The 12441-nt window shown below is 68.8% G+C and carries 12 protein-coding genes; 1 reads left to right on the plus strand and 11 read right to left on the minus strand.

Annotation, left to right across the window (positions count from 1 at the left end; genetic code table 11):
* Position 1 precedes the first annotated feature (1 nt).
* The 3 genes from manD to FB475_RS02355 are packed head-to-tail and all read right to left on the minus strand — an operon-like array spanning position 2 to position 3199.
* On the minus strand, positions 2–1216 hold the full coding sequence (gene manD / locus FB475_RS02345) for a D-mannonate dehydratase ManD (protein WP_141852089.1): 1215 nt from the start codon (positions 1214–1216) through the stop codon (positions 2–4).
* A 1-nt stretch (position 1217) separates the two neighbouring features.
* Positions 1218–2165 (minus strand): 2-hydroxyacid dehydrogenase, encoded by a 948-nt coding sequence (locus FB475_RS02350; protein ID WP_141852091.1) that lies wholly within the window; start codon positions 2163–2165, stop codon positions 1218–1220.
* The gene (locus tag FB475_RS02355) at positions 2162–3199 is read right to left on the minus strand and encodes a LacI family DNA-binding transcriptional regulator (RefSeq protein WP_141852094.1); all 1038 of its coding nucleotides are present in this window, start codon (positions 3197–3199) and stop codon (positions 2162–2164) included. Before FB475_RS02355 ends, FB475_RS02350 begins: the two co-directional genes overlap by 4 nt.
* A 15-nt stretch (positions 3200–3214) precedes the next feature.
* On the opposite strand from FB475_RS02355, the gene FB475_RS02360 reads away from it, so the two are divergent.
* Positions 3215–3502 (plus strand): SDR family oxidoreductase, encoded by a 288-nt coding sequence (locus FB475_RS02360; RefSeq protein WP_141852096.1) that lies wholly within the window; start codon positions 3215–3217, stop codon positions 3500–3502.
* Between the two features lie 13 nt (positions 3503–3515).
* Here FB475_RS02360 and FB475_RS02365 read toward each other — a convergent pair whose 3' ends face one another.
* The 8 genes from FB475_RS02365 to FB475_RS02400 are packed head-to-tail and all read right to left on the minus strand — an operon-like array spanning position 3516 to position 12288.
* The gene (locus FB475_RS02365; RefSeq protein WP_141852098.1) at positions 3516–4886 is read right to left on the minus strand and encodes an amidase; all 1371 of its coding nucleotides are present in this window, start codon (positions 4884–4886) and stop codon (positions 3516–3518) included.
* A gap of 23 nt (positions 4887–4909) precedes the next feature.
* On the minus strand, positions 4910–5680 hold the full coding sequence (locus tag FB475_RS02370; protein ID WP_141852100.1) for an SDR family NAD(P)-dependent oxidoreductase: 771 nt from the start codon (positions 5678–5680) through the stop codon (positions 4910–4912).
* A gap of 11 nt (positions 5681–5691) precedes the next feature.
* Positions 5692–7125 carry an aldehyde dehydrogenase family protein gene (locus FB475_RS02375; RefSeq protein WP_141852102.1) on the minus strand — a complete coding sequence of 478 codons (1434 nt, stop codon included), beginning with the start codon at positions 7123–7125 and terminating at the stop codon, positions 5692–5694.
* Positions 7122–8084, minus strand: coding sequence for an ATP-binding cassette domain-containing protein (locus FB475_RS02380; protein WP_141852104.1), 963 nt, complete (start codon positions 8082–8084; stop codon positions 7122–7124). The genes FB475_RS02375 and FB475_RS02380 overlap by 4 nt, the downstream gene beginning before the upstream one ends.
* The gene (locus FB475_RS02385) at positions 8077–9027 is read right to left on the minus strand and encodes an ABC transporter ATP-binding protein (protein WP_141852106.1); all 951 of its coding nucleotides are present in this window, start codon (positions 9025–9027) and stop codon (positions 8077–8079) included. Before FB475_RS02385 ends, FB475_RS02380 begins: the two co-directional genes overlap by 8 nt.
* Entirely contained in the window at positions 9024–9842 is an 819-nt protein-coding gene (locus tag FB475_RS02390; protein ID WP_141852108.1) for an ABC transporter permease, read from the minus strand. Before FB475_RS02390 ends, FB475_RS02385 begins: the two co-directional genes overlap by 4 nt.
* A complete protein-coding gene (locus FB475_RS02395) occupies positions 9839–10786 on the minus strand; it encodes an ABC transporter permease (protein ID WP_141852110.1) in 948 nt (315 codons plus the stop codon). Before FB475_RS02395 ends, FB475_RS02390 begins: the two co-directional genes overlap by 4 nt.
* Positions 10783–12288 (minus strand): ABC transporter substrate-binding protein, encoded by a 1506-nt coding sequence (locus FB475_RS02400; protein ID WP_141852112.1) that lies wholly within the window; start codon positions 12286–12288, stop codon positions 10783–10785. The genes FB475_RS02395 and FB475_RS02400 overlap by 4 nt, the downstream gene beginning before the upstream one ends.
* Between the last annotated feature and the right edge of the window lie 153 nt (positions 12289–12441).

Raw genomic sequence — 12441 nt, forward strand, 5'->3', positions numbered from 1 at the left:
GTCACCAGTCGGTCATGCTGCCGTCGAGGCGGCGCGCGACGGGCAAGTACGCCGGTTCGTACGGGAACTTCGCGGCCAGCGCCTCGTCCACCTCGACGCCGAGGCCCGGCGCCTCCCCCGGGTGCAGGTAGCCGTCCGCGAACGACCACGAGTGCGGAAACACCTCGTGGGCGAGGGCGTCGTACCCCATGTACTCCTGGATGCCGAAGTTGACGGTCGACAATCCGACGTGCACGCTCGCGCCGAACGAGACCGGTGACACGTCCGACGGCCCGTGCGGTGCGGCCTTCACCTGGTACAGGTCGGCGAGCGCGAAGATGCTGCGCAGGTGGCTGATTCCGCCGGCGTGCGCGACCGCGACCCGGATGTAGTCGATCAGCTGCTCGGTGATCAGGTCCTTGCAGTCGTAGATCGAGTTGAAGACCTCGCCGATCGCCAGCGGCGTGGTGGTGTGCTGCCGCACCAGCCGGAGGGCGTCCTGATTCTCCGCCGGTGTCACGTCCTCCAGCCAGAACAGGTCCGCCGGCTCGACGGACTTTCCGAGCCGTGCGGCCTGCTGCGGGGTCAGCCGGTGATGCGCGTCGTGCAGCAAGGCCAGCTCAGGCCCAACGTGTTGGCGGACGGCGTTGAGAACGTCAGGAACGTGCCGTAGGTACGCGTCGGTGTCCCACGACTCCGTTACCGGTACGGCGCCCCGCTTGGCGGGCTCGTATCCACCGCCGGCGTGCACGCCGTACACGGTCTCCAGCCCTGGTACGCCGGACTGCGCACGGACGGCCCGGAAGCCGTCGGCACGCCGCGCGTCGACCGCGTCGAGCAACGCGGGCAGTTCCCAGGCAGAGGCGTGCGTGTATGCGAGGACCCGGTCGCGGACGGCGCCGCCGAGCAGCTGATACACGGGCAGCCCGGCAGTCCTGCCCTTGATGTCCCAGAGCGCAAGGTCGACCGCGCTGATCGCCGCCATCGTGATCGGACCCCGCCGCCAGTACGCCCCGCGGTACAGGTACTGCCAGGTGTCCTCGATCCGCGCCGGATCCAGGCCGATGAGCAACGGCGCGACGTGGTCGCGCAGGTAGCTCGCGGCGGCGAGTTCGCGCCCGTTGACGGTGGCGTCGCCGTACCCGGTGAGGCCGTCAGCAGTCCGGAGTTTCAGCGTGACGTAGTTGCGGCCGGGGCTGGTCAGGATGACGTCGGCGGCGATGATGCGATCGGTCATGTCAGTGCCTCACTACGTTGCGCAGTTCGTTGCCATTGGCAAGGGCGTGGACGTTGGCGGCGATGTCCTCGATGCGGCGGCGGAACGTCTGCCGGGTGATCCCGGACAGATGTGGCGTCAGCAGTACGTTGTCGAGCTCGCCGAACGGGACGTCGGCGGGGGCTGCCTGGTCGCCGGTTTCGGGGTACGAGTACCAGACGTCGAGGGCGGCGGCGCGGATCGTTCTGTCCCGCAGCGCGTCGTACAGCGGCCGCTGCTTGACGAGTGGTCCGCGGGCGACGTTCACGAGTACGCCGTTGGGTCCGAGGCGCTCGAGTTCGGGGGCGCCGATGATGCCGCGCGTCGTGTGGGTCAGTGGGGCGGAGACGACGAGCGTGTCGGACTCGTCGAGCAAGCGATCGAGCTGGCTCGTGTCGCCTGCCCAGTTGAGCCCGGCACCCTCGGTCCGACCGCTCGCGGTGACGGCCCACGCCTGCACGCCGAACGCCCGCAGCAGACGCCAGGTCGCACGGCCGATGTGCCCGAAGCCGAGGAAGCCGACCCGCGCACTGCCCAGCGTCTCCGGTTGCCGGATTGATGGATTGTAGACATTCGAACGCCAGCGGTCCCGGCGCAGGGCGGCATCGGCAGCGGGCAGCTCGCGGCGCAGGCCGATCAACGCCCAGACGATGTACTCCGCGATCGAGTCCTCGTGGTGGTACGTGTTCGCGACCGGGACGCCCGGCGCCTCGATCCGATCGGTGCCGGCGCCGGCGACCTGGACCAGTCGGAGCCGTCCAGCCGCGCCAGCCATCTCCGGCGTGAATGCTGGTCCGACCAGTACGTCGGCCGTTCGCAGCGCACCGAGCAGCTGGTCGGGCAACCAGACCACTTCCGTGGCCTTGGGCAACAACTCTTCGAACTCGTCCCGCAACGGCAGGAGGTTCGGGTCGGTGACGACGACTCTCATCTGTCGCTCCGCTCGCGGCGCGCCGGCGTCCAGCCGGCCACCGGGCCGGTGCTCTGGCGCACCACGAGCTGCGTCGGCAGCGTGACGACGCGCGGCTCGACCGCGGACTGGCCGAGATCGGCCGTGAGTTGCTGGTGCAACATGTCAACACTCATGACGCCCGCCCGCGACATCGGCACCTGGATGCTCGTCAACGTCGGCCGGGCGACCTCCGCGAGCGGCGTGTCGTCGACGCCGATGATGCTCAGGTCGCCTGGAACCTCGATACCCAGCGCGGTCGCGCCGGCCATGATTCCCAGCGCCATCAGGTCGTTGTGTGCGATCACGGCGGTCGCACCGGAGGCCACGACACTCGCGGCGGCGGCCTGACCACCCGCCACGGTTTCGGCCTGCCAGCCGATCAGTTCGAGCTCGATGTCGGACTGCTCGGCGAGGTGCTGGATCGCGTCGACCCGGTTCTGGTTCGACCAGGACAGCGGTGAACCTTGCGCGTAGGCGACGTGCTCGTGACCGAGGACGCGCAAGTACTCCAGCGCCTGCCGCAGGCCGTCGGCGGCGTCCGGTACGACGCTGTTGGTCTCGTCACTGGTGCGGTTGACCAGTACCAGCGGCGTGTCCCCGCACAGCTCGGCGATGTCGTGCGCGGGGAGCCGCGGCGAGCAGACGATGAAGCCGTCGACGCGCTCATGAAGTTCCCCGATGATCTCGCGCTCGCGGTCCGGGCTGCCGTCGGTGTCGGTCAGTACGACGGTCTGCCGCCGGTTCCACCCGTGCGCCTGGGCCGCCTTCACGAAGCTCGCGAACACCGGGTTACCGATGTCCGGCACGATGATCGCGACGGTCGCCGACCGCGTCGGCAGTCCACCGGCCCGGGACCGCCGGCCCGCCGAGGCGACGTACCCGATCTCCTCGGCCGCCGTGACGATCCGCCGTAGCGTGTCCCGGCCGATCCGATCCGGGTCGCTGAACGCCCGCGACGCGGTGGACAACGACACACCCGCGCGCTGCGCGACGTCGGTCAGGGTCGGGTTCACGAAGGCTCCTGAAGGTTGCACCAATGTTTCCTCAACATTGCGGCAACTTGCACAACCCTGTCAAGACGTTGGTCCACGCACCGGATCACCGTGAACGCCATCGCCCCCGGCCCGATCGACACCGACATCATGGGCGGCCCCTTGACCCCCGAACGCCGCACCGCCCTGACCACCGATCTCGTCGTCAACCAACTGGGCACCCCCCAAGACGTAGCCACCGCCATCGCCTTCCTGGTCTCGGACGCCACCCCCTACATAACCGGCCAAACCCTCAACGTGGACGGCGGCCTCTACATGCACTGACCACGTGTGCGGGCTACGCAAGCGTGGGCCACGGTTGCCGGGCCGAGCGGGATTGTAGGTAGGCGGCCAGGGCTAGTGCCTGCAGGTCCTGGTGGTGGGGGACGGCTAGTTGGGCGCCGATGGGTAGGCCTGCTGTCGAGTAGCCGGCGTTGACGGTGGTGGCGGGGTGGTGGGACATGTTGTAGGGGACGGTGAAGGCTATGTGTTCGAAGGGCTTTGCCGGGTCGTCGGTGGGGTAGGCGAGTTCGGCGGGGAAGGCTGTGATGGGGGCTACGGGTGACAGGATCACGTCGTAATGCTTGAAGACCTCGGTGACAGCGGACGCCATGGCGGACATCTGGGTGTAGCCGTGGAAGACGTCCGAGGCGGTCAGGTCGGCGGCGGTGGCGACCCATTGGCGGATCTGGGGTAGGACCTTGGCTCGGCGTTCCTCGGGGAGTGCGGCGATGTCGGTGGCGGAGCGGATGCGCCAGAAGCGGTCGAGACCGTCGAGCATTTCGCGCGTGATGACGGGCGGGATCGGGTCGATGATCGCGCCTGCTTGTTCGAGTACGGAGGCGGTGGACGAGACGGCGGCGGTGATCTCGGGGTCCACCGGAAGGCCCACGCCGGCGTCGAGGAGCAGCGCGACGCGCAGGCCTTTCAGTTGTACGTCGAACACGTCCGACGCCGGTGGGATCGAGGTGTGGTCACGCGGGTCGTAGCCCTGCATCACCGTCAACGCCAGCGCCGCGTCGTCCGCCGTACGGGCCAGTGGGCCGATCGCGCGGCCGGCGTACGGAGTTCCGACGGCGATCCGGCCGTGGGTAGGTTTGAGGCCGACCAGGCCGCACCACCCGGCGGGCAAGCGGATCGATCCGCCGATGTCCGTGCCGACGTGGATCGGCCCGTACCCGGCCGCCGCCGCAGCCGCCGCGCCCGCGCTCGAACCGCCGGCCGTCTTCGACACGTCCCACGGGTTGCGCGTCAACCGGTGGAACGTCGACACCCCGGACGACAACATCCCGTACTCCGGCATCGTCGTCTTGCTGAAGATCACCGCACCGGCGGCCCGCAACCGTGCCGCCGCGGGTGCGTCTTCCGCGGCCGGGACGAGCATGGTCGCCGCAGTTCCTTGCGGTACGGGCGTTCCGCGCGTCGCGATGTTCTCCTTGACCGTGACCGGTACGCCGTCGAGCGCGCCAGCGGTACCGTTCCGCCACCGCTGCTCCGACTCGTGTGCCGCCGCGCGGGCGCCGTCCGGGTCCAATGCGTAGAGCGCACAGAGCTGTGGTTCGAGAGCGGACACCCGATCGAGGACATCGGCAATGACCTCGACGGGTGACAGCGAGCCGTCGCGGTACTTCGCCAGCAGCTCGGTTGCGGTCAGGTCGGCGAGACTCATCTGCGCTCCATCCGGTCGGCGAATCAGTTCGGTGGTTCGAAGCGGCCGTCGACCGCGGTCCAGCCGCCGTCGACCGCGAGGATGCTCCCGGTCACGAAGCTCGCCGCGTCCGAGGCGAGGTAGACGACCGCGCCGGCGAGTTCGTCCGGGCGGGCCCAGCGGCCGAGGGCGCCCTTCTGTGCGTAGGCGTCGTACCAGGCTGGATCGGCCTTGATCTGAGCGGTCAGCGGGGTTTCGACGACGCCTGGAGCGATCGCGTTCGCGCGGACGCCGGACGGGCCGAGCTCGGCGGCTGCGGTCCGCAGCAGTTGGACGAGACCGGCTTTTGTTGCCGCGTACACCGATTGGCCCGGCTCGACCGTCGTACCACGGATCGAGCTGAACCCGATGATGCTGCCGCTCCCGCGCTCCGCCATGCCGCGTCCGAACGCACGGATCAACTGGAAGGAGGCCCGCAGGTTGAGCGACACCACCCGGTCGAACTCGTCGCCGGTGTAGTCGAGGATTCGCTTCCGCACGTTCGTTGCCGCCGTGAACACCAACACGTCAACACGATCCAGGTCGGCAACAGCCCGCTCGATCGCCACGTCGTCGAGCACATCCAATTCGTACGCCGTCATCTCACCGACGGCATCGGCGGCTGTTTCCTGCGCGGCTATCAGGTCGCGGTCCGCGCAGGTCACACGTGCACCGTGCGCGGCCAGCGCCCGGGCGCTCTCGCGGCCGATACCGCTGCCGGCGCCGACCACCAGCGCGTGTTTGCCGTCCAGGCGGAAGAGGTTCGTATAGTCCATCGGTTCACCTGTCATGGCCGCGGGCGGATGATCGCCATCCGGGTCGTGGTCAGTTCCTCGATCGCGAAGCGCGGGCCCTCCCGGCCGGTACCGGAGTCCTTCACGCCGCCGTACGGCATCACGTCCGAGCGGAACCCGGGAACGTCGTTGATCACCACTCCCCCGACGTCCAGCCGGTCGATCGCGGCGAACGCGGTGTCGAGCGACGACGTGAACACGCTCGCATGCAGCCCGTACCGCGTGTCGTTCACGGCCCGCAGCGCACTGTCCACATCCGGCACCGACCGGACCGCGATCACCGGCCCGAAGATCTCCTCGTCCCACGCCTGCAGACCATCGGGCACGTCGGTCAGCACGATCGGCCCGAGTACGTCACCCGGCGCCTCGTACGCGATCGAACCGCCCGCATGCACCGCATCCCCGACCCACTGCCGGACCCGATCCGTCGACGCCGGGTTGATCAACGCGGACACCCGCGTTTCCGGATCCCGCGGATCGCCGACGACCACCTCGGGAAGCCGCGCACCCAGCTTCTCCAGCAGCGGCTCCCGCACGGATTCGACGGCGATCACCCGCTGCACCGAGATGCACGCCTGACCTGACGCGTAGTACCCGCCGCGCACGATCGCGTCCGCGGCCGCGTCCAGATCGGCGTCGGCGGCAACGACCAGCGCCGAGTTGGAGCCGAGCTCGAGCAGTACCTTCGTCGGCGCCGCGTCCCGCGCGATCCGGTGCCCGACGGCAGCCGACCCCGTGAACGACACCGCGCCGATCCGCGGGTCGGTGGTCAGCGTCGCGCCCACCTCCGGCCCGCCCGTGACGACCTGCAACGCACTCGAGGGCACGCCCGCATCAGCCAGTGCCGACCGCATCAGATGCGCGAGCCACAGCGTCGCAAGCGGTGTCTGCGGCGCCGGCTTCACGATGATCGGGCAACCGGCCGCGAACGCCGGTGCGATCTTATGGGCCGCAAGCAACAACGGATAGTTGAACCCGGTGATCCCGATGACCACGCCGATCGGCTTCCGAACCCAGAACCCCTGCAGGCCTTCTCCACTGGGCAGCAGGTCGAGTGGCACGGTCTCGCCGTGCAGCCGCGCGACCTCCTCCGCCGACGTCTCCAGCGTGAGCAGCGTGCGATCGATCTCCACCCGGCAGTCGACCAGCGGCTTCCCGGTCTCCAGCACCAGCAGGTCGACGAACGCGTCCCGCTCGGCCAGCATCGCCGAATGCACGTCCTGCAGGACTTTCCGGCGCAGGTACGACGGGAGCCGTCCGACCGTTTCCCGTACGGCGAGCGCGCTGTCGAGGGCCGTGCGCGCGATCGCGACGTCCCCGACCGGTGCGTCGGCGACCGGCGTACCGTCGTACGGGAAGATCACCGGGGCGGTCGACGGTGCCTCGATCCAGGACTCACCGATCGGCAGACCGGCTGGAAACTTCATCGCGGTTCTCCCTTCCAGGGTTGCTCGGCCAGCGGGTCCCGGGCCGGCGGCTCCGCGAGCGGGTCCGCCGTGATTGCCCCCGGCAACAGTTCGTCGGTCGTCGGGCCGGTGAGCAGATCCGCGGTGGTTGCCCCGGACAATGCGCGCTGCAGGGTCGGGATCGCCGACACCAGGCGCTGCGTGTACGGGTGCTGCGGAGCGGCGTACACGTCGCCGGTGTAGCCGGTCTCGACGATCTGGCCGGCGTGCATCACGGTGACCCGGTCGCAGACGTGTTTGACGACGGACAGGTCGTGCGAGACGAACACCAGCGTGAGGTCGAGTTCGTCGACCAGATCGGAGATCAGGTTCAGCACCTGGGCGCGGACGGAGACGTCGAGGGCGCTGACCGGTTCGTCGGCGATCAGGATCCGCGGCCGCGGGGCGAGCGCGCGGGCGATCGAGATGCGTTGGCGTTGGCCGCCGGAGAACTGGTGCGGGTAGCGGTCGCCCGCGTCGGCGGACAGGCCGACGGCTTCGAGGAGTTCGCGGACGCGCTGACCCGAAGCCGGATGGCCTTGTACTACGAGGGGTTCGGCGATGATGTCGCGGACCCGCATCCGTGGGTCGAGCGAGCTCATCGGGTCCTGGAAGACGAGCTGCAGGTTCTCGCGGAGCGGGCGCAGGCGGCGCTCCGAGAGGTGGGTGATGTCGGTGCCTTCGACGATCACTTGGCCGGAGGTGGCGCGGTCGAGGGCCGCGATGATGCGCAGCAGGGTGGACTTGCCGCAGCCGGACTCGCCGACGATGCCGAACCGCTCACCCTGCTTGACCTCGAAGCTGACACCGCGCAGTGCGTGCACGACAGGAGCCGGCCTGACCAGCGAAGTCCGCGGCCGCGGGTAGTCGCGGACGACATCGACAACCTGGATCGCGGTCGGTGATTCCAGTTCACACGTCGTCGGGACCTGCTCAGGCATCCTCGCCTCCGGCCGGGTGGTGGCAGGCGAAGCCGCGGGCTTCTGAGCCTGACCATGGCGGTGTCTCTTCGCAGAGGGCGGTTGCGTGTGCGCAGCGGGTCCGGAAGACGCAACCGGACGGGAACTTGCCGGCCGGCGGCACGTTGCCCGGGATGGTGGTGAGCCGGCGTGAGGTCGTGTCCAGGTCCGAGGCCGCGAGCAGACCTTCGGTGTACCGGTGACGCGGCCGGGTGAATACCTCAGCGACAGGACCCGCCTCCACGACACGTCCGCCGTACATGACAAGCACGCGTTCGCACACCGTCGCGACGACGGCGAGGTCGTGGGTGATGAAGAGCAATGCGGACGAGCGGTCCACGACACCGCGGACGATCAGGTCGAGGACGAGCGCCTGGACGGTGACGTCGAGCGCGGTCGTCGGCTCGTCGCAGATCAGCAGCGCGGGATCGTTGGCCAGGGCAAGCGCCAGTACGACTCGTTGCCTCATGCCACCGGACAGCTGATGTGGATACGCCCGAAGCGACTCCACCGGCAACTGCACCCGTTCCAACAGTTCGGCCGCCGCCGTGCGAGCCGCTGGTTTGGCCAGCGTCTTGTGGATCAGCATCGCCTCGACGAGCTGATCACCGATCCGCATCGTCGGGTTCAGCGCGGTCATCGGCTCCTGGAACACCATCGCGATCTCGCGCCCGCGGACCCGCGACATCCGCCGTTCGTCCGCGCCGACCAGCTCGTGGTCGACACCGTCGAGCCGTACCGACCCGCCCGCCCGGACGTCCTCCGGCAGCAGTCCGAGAATGCTCAACGCGGTCAACGACTTACCCGACCCCGACTCCCCGATCAGCCCGACCCGCTCCCCCGCCCCGACCGTCAGATCCACGTCCGACACCAGCGTCGTGTCCCGCACCGACACCGACAACCCGCGCACCGTGAGTACATTCATCGCCGGTCCTCCAATTTCGGATCGAACCGGTCGCGCAGACCGTCGCCCAACAGGTTGAACCCGAGGACCGCGATCGCGATCGCGACGCCGGGGAAGATCGCCAGCCGCGGCGCGCTGAACAGGAACTCCTGACTCTCCTGCAGCATCCGCCCCCACGACGGCGTCGGCGGCGGCGTGCCGTACCCGAGGAACGAGAGCGCCGCCTCGGCCAGTACTGCGATCGCGAACGACACCGACGCCTGGACGGTGATCAGACTCGTCACGTTCGGCAGCACGTGCCGTACGGCGATCGGCCACGGCCGGCGCCCCGCCGCACGGGCCGCGAGCACGTACTCGGTCCGCATCACCTGCAGCGCCCCGCTCCGGATCACCCGCGCGAAGCTCGGGACCGAAGCGATGCCGATGGCAACCATCGCGGTCAGCGTGCTGGCGCCGAACACCGCACCGAACATGATGGCCAGCAGCAACGCCGGGAACGCGAGCAGCAGGTCGTTGGCGCGCATGACGAGTTCTGAAGCCCACCGCCGCGTCATCGCCGCGAGGATCCCGAGCGGTACGCCGATCACCGCGGCCACGCCGACCGCGACGACGCCGACGAACAGCGTGGTCCGGGAGCCGACCATGATCTGGCTGAGGATGTCGCGACCGAACTTGTCGGTGCCGAACCAGTGCGACCAGGACGGTTTGAGCAGCCGCGACGCCGGGGTGACGAGCGTCGCATCGTACGGCGTCCAGACGAAGGAGATCAGCGCCATCAGCACGATCACGCCGACGATCACGGCTCCGGCGATCAGACTCGGGTTACGGCGGCTCATGACGCTGTCCTCAGGCGCGGGTCCAGGGCGACGTACAGGACGTCGACCAGGAAGTTGACCAGGAGGACGGCCAGCACCAGGACCATGACTACGTCTTGGACCAGTAGGAGGTCCCGGTTGGAGACGCCGTCGAGGAGCAGGCTGCCCAGGCCGGGGATCACGAAGACGCGCTCCACGACGACCGCTCCGATCAGCAGCGTGGCCAACTGCAACCCCAACACCGTGACCACCGGCACAGCGGCGTTGCGCAAGCCGTGTTTCCAGAGGGCCTGGAACGGCCGTAGGCCTTTGGCGCGGGCGGTGCGGAGGTAGTCCTCGCGGAGTACGTCCAGGACGGCGCTGCGGACGTAGCGGGTGAGGACGGCGCCTTGCACCAGGCCCAGCGACAGGGCGGGGAGGATCAGTTGTTTGAGGAACATGGCGGGGTCCTGCGCGGGTGGGGTCCAGCCGTTCGCGGGGAGCCAGCCGAGTTTGACCGCGAACACCACGATCAGCAGGATGCCGGCCAGGAACGCGGGAATCGCGACCCCGAGCTGCGAGACCGCTGACAGCGCCAGCCCGGAGACCTGACGGTGGCGTGCCGCCATCACCGTGCCGGCCGGTGCGGCGACGAGCAGCGCGATGATCATGCCCGCGACGACCAGCCAGAGCGTGACCTGCAGCCGGTCGAACACCTGCGGCCCGATCGCGACCTTCGAAACGTACGACGTTCCGAGGTCGCCGCGCAGCAGTCCGCCGACCCAGTCGAAGTACTGCGTCGGCAGCGGGCGGTCGAGGCCGAACTGCCGCCGCAGTTCGGCCACCGCCTGGTCGGAGGCGTTCACGCCGAGCGCGACCCGGGCCGGGTCGCCGGGCAGGATCGCCATGAACGCGAAGACCAGCACCGTGCTCACCGCGAGGCTGACCAAGAACACGGCGGTGCGCTCGATCAGGCGGAGAATCATCGGCTGAGCTGGGACAGGTCGAAGGCCTCGGTGATCGCGTTGGTCGGCAGCCCCTTGATGTCCTTGTCCGCGACCATCAGGTTCGGCAGCAGGAACAGCCAGTCACCCGCCGCCTGCTCGGACAGCCGCCGGGCCGCCTTCTTCATGTCGGCGACCTGGGTGGCCTCGTCGCCCGCGTCGGCCGCGGCCAGATCGGCCTGCAACGTCGGGTCGTCGTAGCGCGTGTAGTACTTCGGGTTGCCGAACACGGCGCCGAGGTCACGCGGCTCGACGTGCGCGATGATCGACATGTCGTAGTCGGCGTTCTTGAACACCGTGGTCAGCCAGGCCGCCGGGAACTCCAGCTGGTCGATCTGCACCTTCAGCCCGGCCTGCTCCAGGTCGCTCTTCACCACCTGGCCGCAGGAAGTTGCGTAGGGCAACGTCGGGAGCCGCAGCCGGAGCGTCTTGCCGGCCGCACCGGAGGCCTGGAGCAACGACTTCGCCTTGGCCAGGTCGTACGGCGCGACGCCGGTGAGGTCCTCGTACCACGGGTCGGTCGGCGGGACCATGCTGCCGATCAGCTTGCCGCGCCCGGCCCAGCAGGTGTCGAGCAGCGCCTTGTGGTCGATCGCCATCCGGATCGCCTGCCGGGTCCGGAGGTCCTTGAACACCGGCCGCGAGTTGTTGAACGACAGCAGCACCTCGCCGTTGGTCGTCCCCTCGATCACCTGGTACTTCGAGTTGCTGGTGAACTGGCTCAGCGCCTCGGGCGCCTGCACCGTGCCGACCACGTTGATCGTGTTGGTGAGCAACGCGTTGTTGAGTGCTGTGGCGTCCTTGAAGTACTTCAGGGTGATCTGCTGGAAGAAAGGCTTCGTGCTCCAGTAGCCGTCGTTGCGGGCCAGCACGATCGAGTCGCCGCGGTTCCACTTCGAGAACTTGAACGGGCCGGTGCCGACCGGGTCGGTGGCGAGCGCGCTCACGCCGCTCTCGGAGAACATCGCGCCGATCCGGGTGGTCATCCGGAACAGCCAGTCGTTGCTGGGCTTGGCGAGCGTGACCTGCAGCTGGGTCGGTGACAGTGCCTTGGCGTCGGAGACCACGTCCATCGCGCTCTTCAGCGAGATCGTCCACGCGGTCTTCACCCGGTTGATGCTGAACACCGCGTCGCTCGCGGTGAACTGCTTGCCGTTGGTGAACTTCGCGTTGTCGACCAGGTCGAAGGTATACGTCTTGCGGTCCGGCGACACCTTCCACGACTTCGCCAGCGAGGGCACGATCTTGCCGGAGTCGTCCTGTTTGACCAGCGTCTCGTACACGTTGCCGAGCAGCGCCTGCGGGATCGCGGCCCCGTCGGTGGTGGTGAAGTCCAGGCTGGCCGGCTCCGCGACCAGGCCGATCGACAGCTTCTGCTCGCCGCCCGGTGAGCTGCCGGACGACGTACTCGATCCGGCCGAGCAGGCGGTGAGCGCCAGTACTGCTGCAGCGGCGACTGCGACCGCACGGATGGAAACCTTCACGCGAACTCCTCCAGTGCCTCGATCTGTCGCCGCATTCTGACCGGCCACCGTCACCGGTCGGCGCCCGGCCACGCCGGTGCCGAACACTTCGCCGTCCGGCTGTGACTGGTCCGACCAGTGGACTAGGTATTACTGGGCCACTAGGTTTGTCGC

Origin of the sequence: Kribbella jejuensis, assembly GCF_006715085.1 — a bacterium.
In the GTDB taxonomy this organism is placed as follows: Bacteria; Actinomycetota; Actinomycetes; order Propionibacteriales; family Kribbellaceae; genus Kribbella; species Kribbella jejuensis.